The organism is Armatimonas rosea (genome assembly GCF_014202505.1).
GTDB lineage: Bacteria > Armatimonadota > Armatimonadia > Armatimonadales > Armatimonadaceae > Armatimonas > Armatimonas rosea.
Genome location: NZ_JACHGW010000004.1, coordinates 666,788 through 687,179, shown reverse-complemented (window position 1 = coordinate 687,179; position 20,392 = coordinate 666,788). Strand labels below are relative to the sequence as shown.

Annotated in this window: 16 protein-coding genes; 5 read left to right on the top strand and 11 right to left on the bottom strand. The window is 64.1% G+C overall.

Features of this window, described 5'->3' with window-relative positions; genetic code table 11:
• The first annotated feature begins 114 nt into the window (after positions 1-114).
• Both HNQ39_RS22655 and HNQ39_RS22650 read left to right on the top strand, forming a co-directional pair.
• Positions 115-3,024: a DUF7948 domain-containing protein gene (locus tag HNQ39_RS22655; protein ID WP_184202356.1), complete on the top strand. Its 2,910-nt coding sequence runs from the start codon at positions 115-117 to the stop codon at positions 3,022-3,024.
• A 28-nt stretch (positions 3,025-3,052) separates the two neighbouring features.
• Positions 3,053-3,556 carry a PEP-CTERM sorting domain-containing protein gene (locus tag HNQ39_RS22650; RefSeq protein WP_184202354.1) on the top strand — a complete coding sequence of 168 codons (504 nt, stop codon included), beginning with the start codon at positions 3,053-3,055 and terminating at the stop codon, positions 3,554-3,556.
• Positions 3,557-3,703: 147 nt separating this feature from the next.
• Here HNQ39_RS22650 and HNQ39_RS22645 read toward each other — a convergent pair whose 3' ends face one another.
• The 4 genes from HNQ39_RS22645 to hisD form a co-directional block, all read right to left on the bottom strand.
• A complete protein-coding gene (locus HNQ39_RS22645; RefSeq protein WP_221290238.1) occupies positions 3,704-5,128 on the bottom strand; it encodes an FAD-binding oxidoreductase in 1,425 nt (474 codons plus the stop codon).
• Positions 5,125-5,835 carry an SDR family NAD(P)-dependent oxidoreductase gene (locus HNQ39_RS22640; protein ID WP_184202352.1) on the bottom strand — a complete coding sequence of 237 codons (711 nt, stop codon included), beginning with the start codon at positions 5,833-5,835 and terminating at the stop codon, positions 5,125-5,127. Before HNQ39_RS22640 ends, HNQ39_RS22645 begins: the two co-directional genes overlap by 4 nt.
• A gap of 10 nt (positions 5,836-5,845) precedes the next feature.
• The gene (locus HNQ39_RS22635) at positions 5,846-7,009 is read right to left on the bottom strand and encodes a polysaccharide deacetylase family protein (protein WP_184202350.1); all 1,164 of its coding nucleotides are present in this window, start codon (positions 7,007-7,009) and stop codon (positions 5,846-5,848) included.
• Between the two features lie 260 nt (positions 7,010-7,269).
• Positions 7,270-8,562: a histidinol dehydrogenase gene (gene hisD / locus HNQ39_RS22630; protein ID WP_184202348.1), complete on the bottom strand. Its 1,293-nt coding sequence runs from the start codon at positions 8,560-8,562 to the stop codon at positions 7,270-7,272.
• 36 nt (positions 8,563-8,598) lie between these two features.
• On the opposite strand from hisD, the gene HNQ39_RS22625 reads away from it, so the two are divergent.
• From HNQ39_RS22625 to HNQ39_RS22615, 3 genes are all read left to right on the top strand, one after another.
• Positions 8,599-11,811: a DUF1553 domain-containing protein gene (locus HNQ39_RS22625; protein ID WP_184202346.1), complete on the top strand. Its 3,213-nt coding sequence runs from the start codon at positions 8,599-8,601 to the stop codon at positions 11,809-11,811.
• Positions 11,812-11,988: 177 nt separating this feature from the next.
• Entirely contained in the window at positions 11,989-14,667 is a 2,679-nt protein-coding gene (locus tag HNQ39_RS22620) for an exo-rhamnogalacturonan lyase family protein (RefSeq protein ID WP_184202344.1), read from the top strand.
• Positions 14,667-15,254 carry a DUF6250 domain-containing protein gene (locus HNQ39_RS22615; RefSeq protein WP_184202342.1) on the top strand — a complete coding sequence of 196 codons (588 nt, stop codon included), beginning with the start codon at positions 14,667-14,669 and terminating at the stop codon, positions 15,252-15,254. Before HNQ39_RS22620 ends, HNQ39_RS22615 begins: the two co-directional genes overlap by 1 nt.
• Before the next feature lie 96 nt (positions 15,255-15,350).
• Here HNQ39_RS22615 and HNQ39_RS22610 read toward each other — a convergent pair whose 3' ends face one another.
• The 7 genes from HNQ39_RS22610 to HNQ39_RS22580 all read right to left on the bottom strand — a co-directional run bounded on the left by HNQ39_RS22610 (position 15,351) and on the right by HNQ39_RS22580 (position 20,299).
• Positions 15,351-16,484, bottom strand: a complete 1,134-nt coding sequence (locus HNQ39_RS22610) for an SGNH/GDSL hydrolase family protein (RefSeq protein WP_184202340.1) — start codon at positions 16,482-16,484, stop codon at positions 15,351-15,353.
• Positions 16,481-16,807: a helix-turn-helix domain-containing protein gene (locus tag HNQ39_RS22605; protein ID WP_184202337.1), complete on the bottom strand. Its 327-nt coding sequence runs from the start codon at positions 16,805-16,807 to the stop codon at positions 16,481-16,483. The genes HNQ39_RS22610 and HNQ39_RS22605 overlap by 4 nt, the downstream gene beginning before the upstream one ends.
• Positions 16,804-17,199, bottom strand: a complete 396-nt coding sequence (locus tag HNQ39_RS22600; RefSeq protein WP_184202335.1) for a type II toxin-antitoxin system RelE/ParE family toxin — start codon at positions 17,197-17,199, stop codon at positions 16,804-16,806. The genes HNQ39_RS22605 and HNQ39_RS22600 overlap by 4 nt, the downstream gene beginning before the upstream one ends.
• Positions 17,200-17,254: 55 nt before the next feature.
• Positions 17,255-17,605 (bottom strand): hypothetical protein, encoded by a 351-nt coding sequence (locus HNQ39_RS22595; protein ID WP_184202333.1) that lies wholly within the window; start codon positions 17,603-17,605, stop codon positions 17,255-17,257.
• Between the two features lie 6 nt (positions 17,606-17,611).
• Entirely contained in the window at positions 17,612-18,397 is a 786-nt protein-coding gene (locus HNQ39_RS22590; RefSeq protein ID WP_184202331.1) for a hypothetical protein, read from the bottom strand.
• Positions 18,394-18,690, bottom strand: a complete 297-nt coding sequence (locus HNQ39_RS22585) for a DUF1905 domain-containing protein (protein ID WP_184202329.1) — start codon at positions 18,688-18,690, stop codon at positions 18,394-18,396. The genes HNQ39_RS22590 and HNQ39_RS22585 overlap by 4 nt, the downstream gene beginning before the upstream one ends.
• Before the next feature lie 187 nt (positions 18,691-18,877).
• The gene (locus tag HNQ39_RS22580; protein WP_184202327.1) at positions 18,878-20,299 is read right to left on the bottom strand and encodes an outer membrane protein assembly factor BamB family protein; all 1,422 of its coding nucleotides are present in this window, start codon (positions 20,297-20,299) and stop codon (positions 18,878-18,880) included.
• Between the last annotated feature and the right edge of the window lie 93 nt (positions 20,300-20,392).

Here is a 20,392-nt window from a genome sequence, read left to right as displayed (position 1 = left end):
CGTCCTCCACAAGGAAAGCTAGCGCCGATTGTACCTGAAAATTTCTTGTTGCGCCGGTGTTGCGTTTGTGTTGCGGACATGGCCGATACTGCCTCAAGAAGGAAACGAGACACCATGAAGCGCGTATCTTGGGGATTTGTAGCGGCACTAGTAGGCAGCCAGGCACAGGCTATGGAGCGGCCCATTATCTTTGAAGAGAGGGCACCGGCACAGTTTCTCGCCCACGCTCATGGATTCCAGCTTGGGCTGAGTGGGGCAGGGGCACGGCTGACACTCCCGGATGGGAGGCGTGTTGGGCTCGCTCCTGTGGCAGCCCGCTCCGTACCACTGGAGGCAGACGGCGCACGTAGCATCATGAACGCCTACCACGGGAACCGGCCCGAGGCCTGGCGCACCGGGCGCCATGCCAGCAGTGCGCTACGCCAGCGCGGGCTCTGGCAGGGAATCGACCTGTGCTGGTACAGCCAGAATGGGGAGCTGGAGTACGATCTGATCGTCGCGCCCGGCAGTGATCCTAGAAAGATTGGCTTTCGCACCCACGGAGCCACCCCGCGCCTGTTGCCCAACGGAACCCTGGCAATGGGGACGCTACGCTGGAAGCCGCCCGTCGCCTACCAGCTCCAGGCCGGAAAGCGAGTCTCGGTACCCGTGCGGTACACGCTGAGCAAGGGGGGAGTCCTGGGGTTCTCCACGGGGCGCTACGACCGGAAAAAGCCCTTGGTGATCGACCCCGCTCTGGTCTCCAGTAGCTTTCTAGGGGGCTCGGGTCAAGAGTATGTCTTTGGGGTCACCACAGACGCCAGCGGGGCTGCCTATGTCATGGGCGCAACGACATCCGGGGGGGCGGGGCGCAAAGACCTCTTTGTCAGCAAGATTAGCGCCGCGGGGACACTGGTCTACACCACCTTTATTGGGGGCTCCAACAATGAGGGGGGCTCGGATCTGGGGGGGATCGCGGTCGATAGCGCCGGAAATGCCTTTGTGACCAGCGACACGTTCTCCACGGATTTTCCTGCCACTCCGGGCGCGTTCCAGACGACATCGGGGGGGCGCCTCGATGCCGCTCTGGTGAAGCTTAGTCCCACCGGAGCACTCCTCTGGGCGAGCTACTACGGCGGCACGCAGGACGAGTTCCCCGCTGCGGTTGCCGTTAGTCCCACAGGCCAGCCGGTGATTGTCGGGCAGACCACCTCCTCCGATCTATCCACTACCCCGGGAGCCTTTCAGAGAGCACGTGGAGTAGGAAACGATGGCTTTATCGCCCGCTTCCCCAGCGGCGGAAATGGGCTGCTCTATGGGACGTTTCTGGGGGGCAACGACCTCGATTTTGTCGCCGCGGCGACCTACAGTGCCTCGGGCAACCTCTATGTCACGGGGGGCACCTACTCGTCCAACTTCCCGATTCTTCTGCCACCCGGCGCGAGCCACCTCGGGCTGGGTGGGGGCTCGGATACGTTTGTGGCCCGCTTCAACCCCGACGACTCGGTGGGCTATATCAACCGTTTTGGTGGCTCCAACGAGGATCAGCCTAAGTTCAGCGGGGCGCTCACGGTGGATAGCCTGGAGAATGTCACGGTGGTCGGGGAGACCAACTCGACAAACTTTCCTGTCTACGGGGGACTTCAGTCGGCCCCCCAAGGGAGCATGGATGGCTTTGTCTTTCAGCTTGGGCCAACGGGACTTCGGAACTGGGCGACCTACCTGGGAGGGAGCGGCTTTGACAGTGCCTTCGCGGTCTCTGCCGATGCCGGTGGGATGCTCTACATCACCGGAACGTCGAGCTCAAACAACTTCCCCCTGGACGGGGCGTTCTTTACCAATCCTGGTGCCTACGCGCTTCGCTTGACCTCCAGTGGGGCGCTGGCTGGCTCGACCTTCCTCGATCGGCAGCTCGGTGTCGCCGGGATTGTCTCGATTCCCACGGCACTGGGCGATGCGTGGGTCGCAGGGAGCACCAGCAGTACTACCATGCCGACACGCGATGCCTTTCAGCCAAGCTTTGGCGGAGGCTTCAGCGATGGCTTTCTGAGTCGGCTTCACTTCGATGCGGTCGATCTTGAGGTTACCCAGACCGCTGCGCCCTACACGTACTACTCAGGCGATGTCGCCACGTTTACGATCCGGGTGACCAATATCGGCCCCGATGCCGCGAGCAATGTCACCCTGACCGACACGATCTCGGGCACGGAGCTCGCAGACCCCGACAACCACGCCACCCTGACACTCCTGGGAGCGGATACGACCCTGGGCTCGCTGACAATCTCCGGGCGTGTGGTGACCGTCAACCTGGGGACGATGGTGCCCGGAGCAACCGCGACCATTCGGGTCTCGGTACGGATGACCGTGGAGACGGCAAACCTGGCGGTCTTCAGCCAAGCGGTCGTCGCGACCACGCCCACGGATGCCCGCCCGCGCAACAATACCTCGACCACCTCGCTGCTGACCCATGTGGATACCCGACCTCGGATCGTCTCCCTGAGCCCCAGTGCAGTCGCCGCGGGTAGCCCCGATTTTGAGCTGACGGTACGGGGACAAAACTTCCTCCCCGGCTCCGTGGTGCGGGTCAATGGCCTCCTGCGCTCCACGACCTACATAGACTCCTACCTGGTCCGGGCACAGGTTCGGGCTGGGGATGTCAGCGCGCCAGGCGTGGTCCCGATCACGGTTCAGACTCCCGAGGGAACGTCGCCCGCGGCACCGCTCACCGTCGGCACGCCACGACTAAGCCTCAGCGCGACTGCTCGTGTTGCACCCGGGGGCGGCTGGTTGCTCGATGTCCGTGTGCTGAACTCAGGAACCGCGGCTGCACTGAGTACCCTCCTCAACGCCGCGACTCTTGGCTCCACGTCCACAACGAGTAGCCTCCCGCAGCTGCTGGGAACCATCGGCACCTCCGGGGCAGCGACAACCACCTTGGCATTTCCCGCGGGCTCGGGGGTCTCGGGAAACTCTGCCCTTCTTCGCCTCTCTGGCTCCCATGCCCTCGGCACCTTCGGCGGGACACTGCGCGTGCTCCTGCCCTAACTCGTCCTAACCAAAGGAAACAGAATCCATGACTCTTCGTAAACTCGTGCTCTCGGCAACTGTTGCCCTCCTCGCCTCGGCGGCCCACGCGCAGCTCTCGGTGACCCTTCTCACACCGGCTCAGAGTGGACTCCATAACGGGACGGTGACCTACGAGGCAACGCTGACAAACCTAGGCGGTAGCGCACTGGATATAACGGGCAGTGGTTTTACGGTAATCGGCACGCCGGCGGGACTCAGTATCGACGATAGCCCGCTCTTTCTGAACTTTCCCGCTACCTTTGGCTCGGGGGCAAGCTTCACTGGGGAGCTCTTTAATATCTTTATCGGTGACTCTGCGACCATCTCTGTGGGGGACTACTTTGGAGACTTCACCGTGCAGACATCGGCGGGAGACACCACCCAAAACTGGCAGCTCTCGGTTGTCTCCGCGGCGGGCAGTGCTCCCGAGCCCACGACAGTCGCCTTGCTCTTGGCCGGAACGCTCGTCGTTCTCCGTCGCCGACCCGCGCGTATTCTCGGGCAAGAATGATGGAGATCGAGGACGACCGCCCGACACCCAAAAAGGAGAGGCCGAAGCCGACAAAGCCTTCCTCGCCGGCAAAACCCAAGGATCACACACCAAGTCTAACCTGAACACGATTCCTCAGGCCGTGTCCCGTTCTGCGGGTGCGCGGCCTTATTTTTTTCCGAAGATACGGCGGAAGAGATCGGTCTGGAGGAGGCTCTCGGGGTCGAGCTGCTGCTTGAGCGCGAGAAAGCGCTGGACACGCTCCTCGGCCAGATAGCTCTGGAGCCGGTCGGGGTGGAGGGTGATGTCCTTGGCGAAGTAGAAGCGCCCCCCCGCGGCGAGGACAAGGGCATCCAGCTCCGCCGCCAGCGCCCAGAGCGCCGCTCGGTTCTTCTGGGTGATCTTGAAGTCCAGCGCAAAAGAGTAGCCATCGACCGAGTGGGTCATGAGAAACGGGTCGGTCTTGTGGCGCTTGAACACCCCGAGATACGGAACGATCCCACGCTTCTGGCAGAGCGCGAGCTGGTCCGCGAAGCACTTCTCGGCGGTCTCCTTAGGAATAAAGCTCTGGTACTGGATCAGGCCATCGGGCAGGTAGGCGTACTTCCAGCCCGGGACGTAGTCCAGCAAAAAGGCAAATCCCGCATGGGTGACATCGTGGACCTTCCCTTGGGTGAGGGTCACCGACGACAGGTACTTGAGGCTGTTGATGAGGCGCATGCCAAGGTCGTTGGTGAAGGGCTTGATGAACTTCCACATGATGCTCTTGGGAAGTAGCCCAAAGAGGGTGTCGGGGAGCTCCTGGTGTGCCACTTGGAGGGTCTGTGCGGGGATCGTGTCCTCGCCGGGCTTGAGGTAGTCCGCGCGGTGGATCTGGCCGCGCCCGCTCGCCGCGCCCGCCCCGAAGCAGTCCACCCAGCCGACCAGGTAGTCCGAGTCGGGGAGGTGCTTGTCAAACTCGGAGAACATCTCGCGCCAGTTCTTGACCCCGATAGGCGTGACCCGCAGGTGGCCCGAGTAGACCTTTTTGAGCTCGATCTTGATGCGCGTGAAGACTCCCAGCATCCCGAAGCCCCCGATCGCGGCATGGAAGAGCTCGGGGTCTTGCTCGCGGCTGCAGGTGCGCAGCTCGCCCGACGGGAGCAGCAGATCAAACTCCAGGATATGGTCCCCGATTGTTCCGACCCGGAAGTTGTTCTTGCCGTGGATATTCATCGCGGCGGCCCCCGCCAGGGTCGGAAACATCGTCCCCGAGACCACGTAGGGCCACCAGCCATCGCCGAGGGTGTACTGCCAGAGCTGCTTGATGGTCACGCCCGGCTCGCACTCCGCGACTCCCTTGATCGGGTCCCAGGAGAGAATCCGGTTCATGCGGGTGATGTCCAGCACGACATTCTCCGCGCCGAGCGATGCATCCCCGTAGGAGCAGCCGGAGCCGCGCAGGGCCACAAAGCGCCCGTGCTGGCGTGCGGTGTCCAGCGCCTCTTGGATGCCCGCGACCGTCGTGGGGCGGAAGACATAGCCGGTGGTGTGGGTGTTCATGCCCCACGCACTCACCCGCTCGATGCGGTCTTTGGGTAGGGGGCAGCTCAAAACTTTAGCCTCTGCATGAGCGGCGACGGCAGCCGGCGGATGATAAAGAAGGCGAGGGCCATCGTCCAGGGAATGTAGGCCACCCGCTTGCCCGCCCGTGCCGCGCTGAGAATCTGACGGGCTGCCTCGGCGACCGGAAACTTCGCCCCGACATGGTCTGCGGCCATGGGGGTATCGGTGGGGCCGGGCTTGATGGTGACCACGGCGACCCCTTTGCTCCCAATGCGGTTTCGCAGCGACTCCAGGTAGCACTCAAAGAAGGCCTTGGTCGCGCCGTAGACCGGCTTGGGGGCGCGGCCACGGTCTCCCGCAACCGAGCCGATCCCGACAATCGTCCCACTCCCGGCCTGCCCGAAGCGCTGCGCCGCTTCGTTGCACCAGGCAACCGCTCCCAGGACATTGACATCGACCATCTGCTTGTCCTTGTCGAAGCTGAACTCATCGGGCCTGACGGGAGGCATGACCCCCGATGCGTAGACCAGCAGGTCGAGCCCGCCTAGGTCGAGACAGATCTGCTGGAAGAGGGCAGGGATCGCGGCGAAGTCGGTGACATCGTGGGCGTAGGTGCGGATATTCTCGCCCTGGGGCTGGTCGCGGCGGGCGAGCGAGGCGACCTGGCAACCGGAGGCCGCGAGCTGTGTCACGAGCTCGCGCCCAATCCCCGACGACCCCCCGACCACGATAGCCCGGTGAAATTGCTGTGGCATATGCCCTAGATTATGGCTGTTTTGGCTTTTTTGCTACAGGTGCCGCCGCTTTTTTCTTTCCGGCGGCCTTGGGTTTTGCCTTCGCTGTCGTCTTCGGCTTTGCCTCGCCGTAGAACGTCACCGGCAGGTCGCCCGGTCGGTGTGCGGAGACATAGTCCTGCCAGCTCCGGGGAACCGTCATCGTCGCGGGGTCGCCGTCGCTCACGTAGAGCTTTCCACTCTTGGTAAGGCGCGCGTAGACCGCCTCGAAGTAGCCATTGTCCACCCCGATTCGGTCCACTATCCTGGGATCGAAGCGCTTATCACCGGGTGCGTAGGACTCATCGCCCCAGGCCTTGAAGGCAACCAGGTTCTTGTACTGCCCTTGCGGGTCCTTGAGGATCACGTCCCAGGTACTCTTGTCCTTGGGGTAGGCACCGTAGGGGACGCAGAACGTGTCCATGGTCGCACTGGGGGCGAGCTTGCGGATATCCCGGACGCACCCCCAGACCGCCTCGCGGACCTGGGCGGCGTTCATGGGGGTCATGAACTTATGGGCAAAGCTATGGTTGGAGAGCTCGTAGCCATTGTCCACCAGCCACTGGCACTTCTTCTTCTCCAGCCCCGCCTGCCAGAAGGGAGTGGGGTTGTACGACGACTTCGGCAGGGCAAAAAAGGTCCCCGCACGCGGCCACTTCTCACCGTATTTCTTATGGAAGCTCTCCAGAATCCCGACGATACAGTTCGGGTCGATCGTGCCGTCTTTCTTGTAGCGGAACTGCGAGCCCCGGGCATCGTCGAAGGTCAGCCCGACCGGGGTCATGCCCGCGGGGACCGCCTGGAGCTTCTCGGGGATGTAGATGTCGCGGGCGTTCATCGGGTACCAGCCCGCCTTGGCCATCATGGTCAGGTGCTTGCGGAAGGTCTCGCCATGAATATTGAGGCCGTGGGCATCGTACTTGGTCCCGGGCTCGTCGATGGAGTGGTACATGACAATCGGGATGCGCCCGATCTCATTGGCCTTGAGCTTGGCCCCATCCACCGCGGGTGTGGCGGGCGTTTGTGCGTGCGCCACACCCGCGACCGGCTCGGTAAGGTAGAAACGACGATCCTGGGCACGCAGGGAGAACGCGATGGCTCCGGCAGCTGCGGTGCCGCCTGCGAGGAGGAGAACAGAGAGACGCTTTGGGTTCATGATAGCAACACTTAGTGTACCAAACTAACGCATTAAGAACCACTCAAGATTTGCTATACACCACTAAGCCATTTGCACGAATTGCTACACCGCCGGTTAGAAACCAGCGTCTGCAATGGCGTTCCGCCGCAAAGCCCGTGCCGGGCTGAGCATACTCAGCCCGGCACGGGCTTTGCGGCGGAGGGACGACGCCACTGTAGACGTCCATTTTCAATGGGCGGCAAACGATTCGTGCACATGGCTCATCACCCTGGCCCGCGCTAGACCGCCGCGCGGGCGTGGCCCTCTAGTCCTTCGTAGCGCCCAAAGGTCTGGGCAAGCGCGGCGAGCGTGGCGGCGGTCTCCTGGTCGAAGGCGACAATACTGGACTTCTTGAGGAAATCATCGACATTGAGCGGTGAGGCAAACCGGGCGCAGCCGGCGGTGGGGAGCGTGTGGCTCGGCCCCGCGACATAGTCCCCGAGGGCGGCGTTGCTGTGCGGCCCCAGCAGGATCGCCCCGGCGTTCTCGATCCGCGGCAGGACACTCCAGGGCTCGGCGCAGAGGACGTGCAGGTGCTCGGGGGCGTAGGCGTTCACCACCGCAATCGCTTGGGAGAGGGTCTCGGTTAGCGCCAGAAACGAGCGCTCGGCGAGGGCTTGGCGGACCACGGCGGCTCGCGGGAGATCGGAGAGCTGGCGCTCGATCGCGGCCAGGATCGCCTCGGCGGTGGCCTCGCTGGTGGTGGCCAGCAGCGCGGAGTTGAGCGGGTCGTGCTCGGTCTGGCAGATGAGCTCACGGGCGGCGGTCTCCGGGTCGGTGGTGGAGTCGACCAGCACGCCGACCTCGCTCGGCCCGGCGAGCATGTCGATCCCCACGGTGCCAAAGACCTGGCGCTTGGCAAGGTTGACATAGACATTGCCCGGCCCGACAATCTTATCGACACGGGGGACACTCTGGGTGCCGTAGGCCAGCGCCCCAATTGCCTGCGCCCCACCGACCGCGTAGACCTCTGTGATTCCCACCAGCGCCGCTGCCGCGAGTGTCCCATCGGGCGGGAGGCCGGTCTCCTTGGACGGTGGCGTGGTCAGGGCGAGCTCGCGCACCCCCGCGACCTTCGCCGGAACCCCGACCATCAGCACGGTGCTTGGGTAGGCCGCCGCGCCACCCGGAATGTAGATCCCCACGCGGCGTAGCGCTGTGATCTTCTGCCCCAGGGTCTCCCCCGGTGTCGAGAGGGTCACCCAGCTCTCGCGGAGCTGCCGCCGGTGAAAGTCCGCGATCCGGGCCGCGGATTTTTCCATCGCGCCCCAGAGCGGGGTGCCCTGGATGCGCTCCACCGCCGCTGCAATCGCCGCCTCGGGCACCCGGAGGGCACTCGCCTGGGCGTAGTCAAAGCGGCGCGTGTAGTCGAGAACTGCAGCGTCGCCGCCAGTCTTGACCGCCGCGAGGATCTCCCGCACGGTCTGCTCGGCGGAGTCCTGAATGTCGGAGAAGCGGGTATCGAAGAGGGCACGGGCGGAGCCGATTGTGGCGGGCTCCGTGGCGTTGGGACGAAAGTCTAGGCGGCGCATATGGTGTGTATTGTATCGCGCAGGTAAAATCCCTCTGTGAACCATCTTCGCCTGATTGTCGCGGCATCGCTGCCACTCGTCCTCTCGCTCCTCGCGGGCGCAAACGCGCAAAAGAAGTCTCCCCCGCCTAGCGGGGGCAGGGGGGGCAAGCTCAGCTATACCCGTGACATCCGTCCGATCCTTGCCGAGAACTGCTTCCTCTGCCACGGCCCCGACCCTGGCTCGCGGCAGGCAGGCTTGCGCCTCGACCAGCCCAATGCGGCGACCAAGAAAAGCCTCTGGGAGCGTGTCAGCGCCAAGGCCGACTCGCCGCTCCACATGCCGCCGGTGCACACTAAGAAGTCCCTCACCCCAGCCCAGCTCGCGACCCTCAAGCAGTGGCTCGCCGAGGGCGCGGCCTACGAGAAGCACTGGGCGTTTGTCGCCCCGGTATTGACATCCCTCCCCCCGGCCCCCTCCCTTCCCCTGAAACCCACGTTCCGTGGGGGGAAAGGAGGGGGAGAGGGGATGGGTTCCCCCCTCCCTTCGTCCCCGCGAAGCGGGAAACAGAGCGAAGGGAGGGGCCGGGGGAGGGATGCCAATGCTGGTACGACAAACCCCATCGACCTGTTCATCCGCCAGCGGCTGGCGAAGGAGAACCTCAAGCCCTCGCCGGAGGCAAGCCGCGCGGAGTGGCTGCGCCGCGTGAGCCTGGACCTGACCGGGCTGCCGCCGAGTATCGCGGAGGCGGATGCGTTCTTTGCGGATAAGACGCCCGGCGCCTACGAGAGAGTCGTGGATCGGCTGCTGGCGAGCCCGCACTTTGGGGAGCAGATGGCCCTGCCCTGGCTCGATGTGGCACGTTATGGCGACAGCTACGGCTACCAGTCCGACCAGCTCTCGACCACCTGGCCGTGGCGGGACTGGGTGGTGAGCGCCTTCAATAAGAACCTGCCCTACGACCAGTTCATCACCCAGCAGCTCGCGGGGGACTTGCTGCCCAATGCGACTCGTGAGACACGCCTCGCGACCACGTTTAATCGCCTGCATCGCATGACCAACGAGGGCGGCTCGGTCCCCGAGGAGTGGCGCTTGGAGTCTGTCGCAGACCGGGTACGGACCTTGGGGACGGCGTTTCTGGGGCTGACTCTGGAGTGCGCCCGCTGCCACGACCACAAGTACGATCCCATCAAGCAGAGTGATTTCTACGGCCTCTCGGCATTCTTCAACTCCATCGACGAGCACGGCCTCTACGACTCGGGGAGCATCACCCCGACACCGTCGGTGCTGCTGCCCACACCGGAGCAAGAGAAGGCGCTGGAGCAGGCAAAGCAGGGTGTCCGCGATGCCGAGACGGCGCTGGTGGAGACGAAGAAAGCCCGCGAAGCCGCGTTCCAGGAATGGCTGAAGCGCCGTCTGCTGGAGGATCGTAAGGATGGCGGGCGTCCTGACTTGGTGGAGCACTTTGGGTTTGAGACGCTCGACGGTGTGCCGCACGCGGACACTGTACCGCTGGTAGAGGGCAAAGTGGGGAAAGCCGCCCAGCTCGACGGGGAGAACAATATCAACCTGGGCGACAAAGCACGCTTTACGCGCCACACGCCCTTTACGATTGATTTTTGGATGAAGGACGCACGCATCCTCAAGGACCCCGTGGTGGTCTACACGTCGAGCGCGGGCACCGATGCCGGCCCGTACGGCTACGACCTGATGATCGAGAATGGGATTCTCCAGGCCCGCATGATGCGCCACTGGCCCGGCAACGCTATCGCCATCCGCGCCATGAGCCCTGTTCCCGCCAACGAGTGGGTGCACGTCACCCTGACCTACGATGGCTCCAGCACGGCGGCGGGTATGAAGCTCTACGTGGAGGGAAAGCCCTTCTCTACCACTATCCTCCGTGACCATATCTGGAAGGGCACGGGGACCCACGCGCTTGCCTTTGGTCAGCGTTTCCGGGATAAGGGCTTCAAGGGCGGCCTGATCGACGAGCTCTCGGTCTATAGCCGTGCGCTCACCCCCGCAGAACTCGGCGGCACCGACCAGCTAGACATGCTGCGTGACTACTACTTCTCCGCCTTTGACTCTGAGACCCGTGCCGCACAGGCCAAGCTCACTGCCGCCCGCGAAAAAGTCTGGCGCGCCGAGGACCCGATGCTCGAAGTGATGGCGATGGAGGAGCTGCCCACGCCCCGCCCAAGCTATGTCCTCGCCCGCGGTGCCTACGATGCCCCCAAGACCGATAAGAACCGTGTCGGTCGCATCACCCCCGCGTTTCTGCCCCCCCTCGCCCCTGCCCCCCCCGCCCCCACGAGTGGGGGAGCCCGCGTGGATCGGCTGGCGCTGGCGAGGTGGCTGACGCGCCCGGACCACCCGCTCACGGCGCGGGTCGCGGTCAATCGCTTCTGGCAGCAGCTCTTTGGGCGTGGGCTGGTCGAGACCAGCGAGGACTTTGGGATTCAGGGGCGCCTGCCCAGCCACCCCGAGCTCCTCGACTGGCTCGCCAAGGACTTCCAGCGCGACTGGAGTGTCAAGCGTCTTGTGAAGCAGCTGGTTCTCTCTGCCACCTACCGCCAGAGCAGTGCCCAGCGCCCCGAGCTCCAAAAGCGCGATCCCCAGAACATCCTCCTGGCACGCGGCCCGAGCTATCGGCTCTCCGCGGAGACCATTCGTGATGTGGCCCTTGCTGCCAGTGGCCTGCTCGACACGCGCCTCGGGGGGCCGCCCGTGAGCCCCTACCAGCCTGGCGATCTCTGGCGGGAGGCCAACACCATGAGCCCGGGCTACCGGCAGAGTGTTGGGGGGGATCTCTACCGGCGCTCGCTCTACACGGTCTGGAAGCGCACTGCGCCCATGCCCAACATGATGGCCTTTGACGCCAGCGGGCGCGAGGTTTGTACCGCACGTCGCCAGAGCACCAGCACGCCGCTCCAGGCGCTCGTGCTCCTCAACGACCCGCAGTTTGTCGAGGCGGCGCGGGTGCTGGGCGAGAGGATCGTCAAGGAGGGCGGCACCACCGACTCCCAGCGTGTCGTCTTTGCCTTCCGCACCCTCGCCACCCGCTTCCCCACTCCTACCGAGGCCCGGCTCCTGGAGCAGCTCTACGCCACCGAGCGCCAGCTCTTCTCGTCGGATGCGGCGAGCGCGGCAAAGCTCCTGGCTGTGGGGGAGAAGAAGGCCGATCCTGCTCTAAATCCGGTCGAGGTAGCCGCCGCCGCGTCCGTGGCCCAAGCGATTCTCAACCTCGATACGACTATCTGGAAGCGCTAGGCTGACCGGGCATTAGCCGGGGGCTGAAAGTCCCCGGCAGGAAGAGAGGAGCGCCCCGTGGGCGCAGAGAAATAAGCGCTCTCCGCGCCCACGGGGCGCTCCCTAAATCCGAGGCGGGTAATTTACTGCCCGGCCATCTCCGGCAAAATCAAGGTACACTATCGGGAAAACCGGTTTATGGGAGAGAGCATCGTGATGTCCCGACGAGAGTTTGTGACGAGCGCGGCCCTGACTGCCGCCCTGCCTGTGACGGCAGCGGAGGCGCAAGAGGGGATTGAGCTGCGCTGGCTGGAAGGGGTACCCACTTACTGTCCTGGGGCAACCCTGGGGGTGCCCTGGAAACAAGGAACCCAGCCGCGAAACCAGATATTTGCGATCGTGGATAGCGACGGCGGGAGGTATCCCGTGCAGAGCTGGCCCCTGGCAACCTGGCCGGATGGATCGCTGAAGTGGAGCGCCCATGCGTTGGGTGCCTCCACGCTTCCCTTAAAAAAACTGCGCCTTATGTCTGGTCAAGCGTCCGCGCCCCCTAAGGCCGTGACGGTTCAAGAGACCAGCAACACGATTGTGGTGGATACCGGGGTGCTTCGGGCGACTCTCCCGCGGACAGGGGAGGTCTTTCTCACGGCGCTGGAGCGTGGTGGGCGCGTGGTGCTAGAGCAAGGACAGCTTGTCAGCCTCCGCTGTAATGCTCCCGAGCTTGCGGAAGTAGGAGGGACGCAGCAACAGGAGAGGCGTGTGGGGAAGGTCGAGCTGCTCACGGTAGAGCAGGCAGGGCCGGTACGCGTCGTGGTGAAGATCGAGGGCCGGCACAGTGGCTGGCTTCCCTTTACCGTGCGGCTTTACTTCTTCGCTGGCGCGGAGAGTATTCGTATTGTCCATAGCTTTATCTTCGATGGCGATGAGAACAAAGACTTTTTAAGTGGCCTTGGCGTGCGCTTTACGGTGCCACAGACGGAGCCCCTCCACGACCGGCATGTGCGCTTCGCGGGGGAGGAGAAGGGGCTCTTTGCCGAGGCTGTGCGCCCTCTCACGGGCCTGCGGCGCGATCCAGGCCAGGCGGCACGGACAAACCAAATCGAGGGGAAACCGGCCGGGGAGCTCGCCCAAAATGTCGCCAAGAACCTGGAGCGCATCCCGGCGTGGGGGGACTTCACGCTTTCCCAGCTTAGTGCGGATGGCTTTCAGATTCGCAAGCGCACCAAGCCCGGCCATGCCTGGGTGCGTGCTGCGGCGGGGAGACGAGCCAGCGGGGTCGTCTCTCTCGGAGGCGTGGTGCTGGGGCTGCGGGACTTCTGGCAGCGCCACCCGACCCAGCTCGATATTCGGGGGGGGGCTAGCGAGAGAGCGACGGTCACGGCCTGGCTCTACGCGCCTGATGCCGGCCCGATGGACCTGCGTTTCTACCACGATGGCCTCGGGATGGAGACACACGCCCAAGAACTTGAGGGGCTGGATGTCACCTACGAGGACTACGAGAAGGGCTGGGGCTCACCCTACGGAGTCGCCCGCACCAGCGAGCTCTTTCTGTGGGCGCTGGAGACCACTCCCAGCCGCGAGTGGCTCAATACCCTCACCGAGGTCGTCCGCCGCCCCCCACAGCTTGCAGTCTCTCCCGCACACCTCCATGCCGCGGGGGTCTTGGGGGACTGGAGCCTGCCGGATCGGAGCACACCTACCAAGAAAGCGATCGAGGACCAGCTCGACTATCTCCTCGAAACCTACCTGCGTCAGCCGGAGCAGCGGCGCTGGTACGGCTTCTGGGACTACGGCGATGTGATGCACAGCTACGACACCGACCGCCACGAGTGGAAGTACGATATCGGCGGCTTTGCCTGGGCCAACTCCGAGCTCTCGCCCGATCTGTGGCTCTGGACCAGCTTCCTACGCACGGGCCGCGCCGATATCTTCCGCCTCGCCGAGGCCATGACCCGGCACACGTCGGAGGTGGATGTCCACCACATCGGGCGCTTCGCGGGCTTTGGCTCGCGCCACAATGTCCAGCACTGGGGCGATAGCTCCAAGCAGCCGCGGGTGAGCACGGCGGCCTACAAGCGCTTCTACTACTACCTCACCGCCGATGAGCGCACGGGCGATCTCCTGCGCGACTTGCTCCACAGCGACGAGCGCCTGCTGACGGTGAAGATTGGCCGCAAGCTCGCGCCCGGTGACTCGCCGCAGGCTCCCGATCCGGCCTGCCCGACCCATCAGGTGAACATGGGAATCGGGACGGAGTGGTGCTCGCTGGCCGCCGCCTGGCTGACCGAGTGGGAGCGCACCGGCGACACCCACTGGCGGGATCGCTTGGTCGCGGGGATGCAGAGCCTCGGTGCGCTCCCGCTGGGCTGGCGCTCGGGCGGGGGGCGCTACGACCTCACCACAGGGCGCTTTGTCGGACCCGGTGACAAGGAGAGTGTCTCCCACCTCAGTGCGGTCTTTGGGGCGATCGAGCTCAACTCCGAGCTTCTCGCGCTCCTCACCGTGCCCGAGTACGAGAAGGCGTGGCTGGACTACTGTATCTGGTACAACGCTCCCCACGGGGGCAAGCCGCTCAACCTGGGCGAGTCCCACTCCCGCGCCACGGCCTACGCCGCCAAGCGCAAGGGTGACAAAGCCCTCGCCGAGCGTGCGTGGCAGGAGTTCTTCAGCGGTGCGGCGGGCTACGGCGTCCACACCGAGCTTGCGTTCACGAAGATCACCGGCCCCGCAGTGCTCAACCCCGTGGAGGAGGGCTTCGGGCTCTCTACGAATGCGTCATCGCAGTGGGGCCTCGCTGCGATCCAGAACCTCGCACTGATCGGGGAGTTTCTTCCCCCAACACTGCCCGTGGCGAAACCGGGGCGGCGGGGGCGCTGATGCAAAAAGACGTTTTCAAGAATCTAGACAACTGGCTGGTGGAGCTGGAGGCGGGCGGGACTGTCACGGCGCAGAAAAACAAGCTTGTGATCGATGTCCCCAAGGGCTGCACGGTCTGGTTTCGCCACGAATTGACCGGGCCGGTGACGATCGAGTACGAGGCGACCGCGATCTCCCAAGGCGGCCCCAACGACCGGGTGAGCGACCTGAACTGCTTCTGGATGAGCCAAGACGACCCAACCCGAGTCAAGCGCAACGGGGCCTTTGCCAGCTACGACACGCTGAAGTGCTACTATGTCGGGCTGGGCGGCAATGCCAACACGACGACGCGGTTTCGGCGCTATATCGGCCAGGCGGGGAACCGCCCGCTCCTCCCTGAGCACGACTTGAGCGCCCCCGAGACCCTACTACGGCCCAACGTCAAGCAAAAAATTCGTATCGTCGCCAGCGGAAAGCACATCGAGTACGCCCGCGACGGCAAGACTCTCTTCACCTACGACGATCCCGAGCCCTACCTGCGCGGCTGGTTCGGATTTCGCACGGTCGCCAGTCACCTGGAAGTCCAGCGCTTTCGGTTTGGGCGTTAGCCGGGCATGCGCCGGGCAATAAATTACCCGGCACAGATTTAGGGAGCGCCCCGTGGGCGCGGAGAAACGAGCGCTCCCTCCCTGCTGCCGGGGACTTCAGCCCCCGGAGCGAAAAAGCCCCAGAGGGATGGACTCGGCCAGGACCTTGTAGCCGAGCTTCTCGGGGTGCAGGTGGTCGTTGCTCTCGGCGGCGGGGGAGAGCTGGGTGGGGTTTTGCGGGTCGCGTAGGGCGGCGTCGAAGTCGAGAAACGCATCGAGGGTGCGGGTGGTGCGGATCCACTGGTTGAGCGCTTGCCTCTCGCGCTCCAGCTCGGGGGTGAAGTAGAACGAGCTGCCGCACGGGAGAATGGTTGCGCCATAGACCTTGATGCCGTGCGCCTGCGCCCGAGCGGCGAGCTGCTCGTAGGCGGCGATTAGCTCCGTGGCGTTGGCGGACTTGGTGCCCAGGTCGTTGATGCCCTCAAAGAGAATGAGCCACTTGACGCCGGGCTGGGCGAGCACGTCGCGGTCGAAGCGGGCCAGCGCACTGGGGCCAATGCCGCCCTTGATGACGCAGTTCCCGCCGATTCCCGCGTTCAAGACAGCGATATTTCGGGTGCGCTTGTCGGCCTGCAAGCGCCGCGCGAGATAGTCCGGCCAGCGCCCATTGCCGTTGGTGGGCGAGCCACGCCCATCGGTGATGGAGTCGCCCAGCGTCACCATCGCGGCGGCGTTTTTCTCGGCGAGTACCTCGACACCGGAGAGAAAGTACCAGTGGTCCACCTTCGCTGCATTGGGAAGCTCAGGCGCATCGAGCGCGACCCCGGGCTGTAGATACGACGTGCACCGCGAACCAGGATGCCCCGTGATCTCCGTGGTGTTCGTGCGCAGGTGCAGCGTGATCGCCAGATCGGAGAGCGCAGCGACGGGGAAGTCCAGCACGTCGGAGAGAACCGGCGTCCCCGGCGGCACGGTCACCGACGGCGCGCCATGAAATGTCAGCGCCCGGTTCGTCTCCGCCACGATCCTGCTCTCGCCCAGCGCCCGCGCGACCTGCACGCCGGTAAAGGTCAGCGGCGCGCTGCCAAACTCATTCGAGAGCCGCACCCGCAGCTTGCGCCCCGTGAGCGTCACCCGAACGATCTGCCGCACGGTCGTGTCCACAAAACCCGGTGCTGGCGGCAGGTTCCCCGCCTCCGTCAGTTGTGGAGACGCCATCCACGCTCCCACCCAGTTGTCGTGATTGCTCATGCGATGACTTCTAGCCCTTTGTGCTTCACGAGGGAGAGGAGCTTCAGTGATGCGCCCGAGGGAGATTTCTCGCCCCGCTCCCACTGGCTCACGAGGCTCACTGTCACATTGAGATAGTGCGCGAAGACGGCCTGGCTGACATGCTCCCGCTGGCGTAGCTCACGAATCTCCTCTGCGGAGAGCCGCGCGACGGGAGTAAGGCAGAGCGCATCGAATTGGCGCATCGTCTGCTTGTCCATGAGCTGAACCTCATGGAGGTCTGAGGCCGTCTCATGGACGGCGGCGAGAATACTACTTTTGTAGGTCTGATCTGTCTTGCTCATGCTAAGTTCTCCACTTCGGCAGATGGAGGGCAAGCAACCTCAATGAGTATGCCTGCCTCTTGTGCAGTCTGAAGCTGCTCCCGTGTGTAGGCCAGCAGCTCACTGGCGAGTAATCGAAACGCGGTAAGCTCATCGTCACGGATATTCTCCCGCTCGTTTTTCGCGAAACCGTAGACGAAAAAGGCTCTGTCCGCAGTGCGAAAGAGAACAATGCTCCGAAAGCCTCCCGAGCGTCCCGCACCGGGCCGCGCGATGCGCTGTTTGATAACCCCACCGCCCAAGTCTGCATCTACCAGCCCACGCTCCGCCCGCTCAACTGCTTCACAGAGCGCTAAGTCGGAGATTCTCTGTTGTCGGGCAAACCGGGTGAAGGCCTTGTTCTTATAGATCATCGTCGGCTACAAGATCATGCTATCACACTGAGTGCTATATTTCTAGAGGGTAGCCTTACGGCTCAGGGTGTTGTTGATAGCGCTGAATCGTTCGCGCGAGGATTTCCGCAGGCCATAGAGAGCCGTGCCCACAGCCTCCGAAAAAGGGGCTTGGTTTGAGAAGCTTGCCCTCTATACGCACGGTCTTCCCATGCCAGCGCCGACAAACGTCACGGTCAAAGCCCAAGCTCCCCGTGCCGACGGAGATCCACAGCGAGGACTCAATTTCTCCACGACGTTCCGCCTTAGGAAGGTGGTACAGCGCGACATGCTCGAACTCAAACCCAAGCTGGCCGTAGACGATCACCTCGGTCCCTGCGAGGCTGTCTAGCTGGTCAAGGGCTTGGTTGATGCTGAGAGGCTTCAATTGGACCTACTCCTTTACTTCCTGTGGGCGGCACAAAATCGCCATCGCAAAGTACCCCAAGATCGGCCCGACACCAAAGCCCAGCAGCGGCATGGGCGTGAGCTGGCGGTACGCAAAAAACAGAATCGCGGCGTAGTAGACCGCGACCGCAACGTGGCCCATGCGAAGGAGCATCGCGACCGGCAAGGCAAGTGCGATCAGAGCAAAACCCAGCGCGAGCATCCCGACTTGCTGCGCGAGCACGAGCACGCCCTCCACATACGCGACCGGCTCCAGTGGATCGGGGCGCAGCCACGCAACAGCCGTGGCACCGGCCAGCGCGACTCCCACACCGACGCGCGCGAGCCCAGACAGCGGCGCACGCCAGAGCACGACGAGACCCGCAAGGGCAAAGGCCGTGACCTGCGACGCATCCGGCTGGGCGGCGAGAGCGGCGGCGATTGCTAGGAGCGCGATCCAGGCGCTTCGTGTTTGTGGCAGGAGAGGCACCGCTCCGGGGAGCAATACCGACGCCATGTAGAGCCGAAAACCACCCACCCCCAGCCAGCGGTGAGGACCCGCGCCGGGGGCGAGTAGCGGGAGCACAAGGAGCACCACCACGCCCATCAGTGCGCGTCCTCGGGACGTCTCTGTAGAAGAAAGCGGCTTGCGCGAGGTGAGCACAAAGGCCAGCGCGGCGACACTAAAAGCCACCACTTGCTGGATGAGCTGCGAGAGGCCCGCACCACCGCGCTGCATCAGAAAGAGGCTCCCCAGAAACGCCGGGAGCGCGGCAAGGGCGAGCACGCTCACGGCAGGGTCAGCTCGACCGCAAGGTGCACGGTCACCATGTCATCTACCTCCAGCTGCTCCGCTTTCCGAACGACATCTTTCAGCGGGACGATATAGCCGCCGTTTTTGGGCCAGAGCGAGGTCTTGTAGGTGGTTGCGCCAAGGGTCACGGTCGCGGGGATCATGCCCCAGCCGTAGGTCACGAGCCCCGAAATGCCCTTGAGCTCCTCGCTCTCTTGCTCGGGGACCGTGACAAAGTGGAAGGGGGAGGGGCCGCGCCAGTACCAGATCGGGCCGGTGAAGGTGAGGGTCATCTTAAGAGATAGGATACCTGGTTGGAATCGCCCCCGTGAGAGGGGAGCGTCAACGGGCATTCTGCCGCAAAGGCCTCCGGCCATCAGAGAGCCTCATAGCTTTCCTATGGCCGAAGGCCTTCCCAGCGGAGCTTGCGACGCTCGTTGACGCCTCCCTCCAACGGGGGCGATCAAACCGGGGCGACGACTACCCCTTCTTACGAATCGAGTAGAGCAGGGTCTCGGTGCGTAGGAGCAGGCGCTCCCCGACCAGCGCGGGCGTAGCCTGCGCCATCTCGCCCAGCGCGTTGGTGTGCAGGAGCTTAAACGTCTCGCCTGCGGTCACCACGAACGTGTCGCCCTCCTCGCTCAGGCAGAAGACCTTGCCGTTGTGTGCCCACGGCGAGGTCGTGAAGTTTCCCGCGGTTCCCAGGCGCTCCTTGTAGGTCTGCTTGCCGGTCTTGGCATCGAAGCGGCTCAGAATCCCGGTCTCCGTGAGGGAGTAGATCGCGCCTTGGTAGGCCAGGGGGGTGGGCAAGTACGTGCCGCCCCGGGCCTGTGCCCAGACCACGAAGTCGTTGGAGGTTCCGCCACGGGGGAGGGAGATATCGCCCGTCGCGCCTGGCTTGAGCGCGTAGAGCCCGCCGCCACGACCGCCATTGATATAGAGCAGGCCGTCGTAGGCAAACGGGGTCGGGATCGGGGCGGGGGACATCCCGGACAGGCGCCAGAGCTCCTTGCCCGCCAGGTCGTAGCTCACCGCCACGCCGGGGCCAACCGTGACGATCTCGGTGCGCTGGGCGTGCTTCCAGACAAACGGGGTCGCCCAGCTGGAGCGCGCCTGTGGGGCTTGGGGGATGGCCAGGTCCCGGTTGGTGCGCCAGAGCTGGTTGCCGGTCTTGGTGTCGAAGGCGGCGAGATACTGCTGCTTCTGGTTATCGGTGAGGATCACCAGCTGGTCGCCCGCCAGCACCGGCGAGCCGCCCGTGCCAAACTCCAAGTAGATCGGGTTGGACTCCAGGGACTTCTTCCAGACCTGCTTGCCGCTCAGATCGTAGGCCCAGATTCCCAGGTTGGCGACATAGACATAGACCCGCTTACCGTCGGTCACCGGGGTCTCCGACGTAAAGCTATTCTTGCGATGGCGTCCACCCGGCGGATGGCCCGCGTGGAACTCCTGCTTCCAGAGCACCTTGCCGGTCTTGAGGTTCAGGCAGTAGAGGTAGTAGTGCAGGTTCACCTCGTTGGGGAGCTCAAAGTCACGCTCATTGACTTTCTTCATGATCTCCGCCTCGCTCAGGCCCTGCTTTGCCAGCTCCGCGACATACTCATTGCTGTACTCGGTGCCCACTTGGGGAGCCTTGGACTTGCCATCGGTGGTGGCGGTGGTCACGAAGACCTGATCCCCGACAACGATCGGCGACGACCACCCGCGTCCGGGGATGGGCTGTGCCCACTCGACATTCTGTGTCTTGGACCAGCGGTCCACAAGACGGGGGCTGGTTCCCACCGGGTTGACACTGGGGCCGCGGAACTGGGGCCAGCTAGGTGGGGTGCCCTGTGCAAGGGTTTGGGGGGCAAGCACCAGCAGGCCGCCGAGCGCCGCAAGATAGGTTCGTGTTGGTTTCAAGAGAGTCCTCATGTTCATCAATCGCGGAAAACTACGAATGTTATACACTACTGCGCCGCCCAATGGAATTGGGCGTCTGCAGTGGCCTGCGCC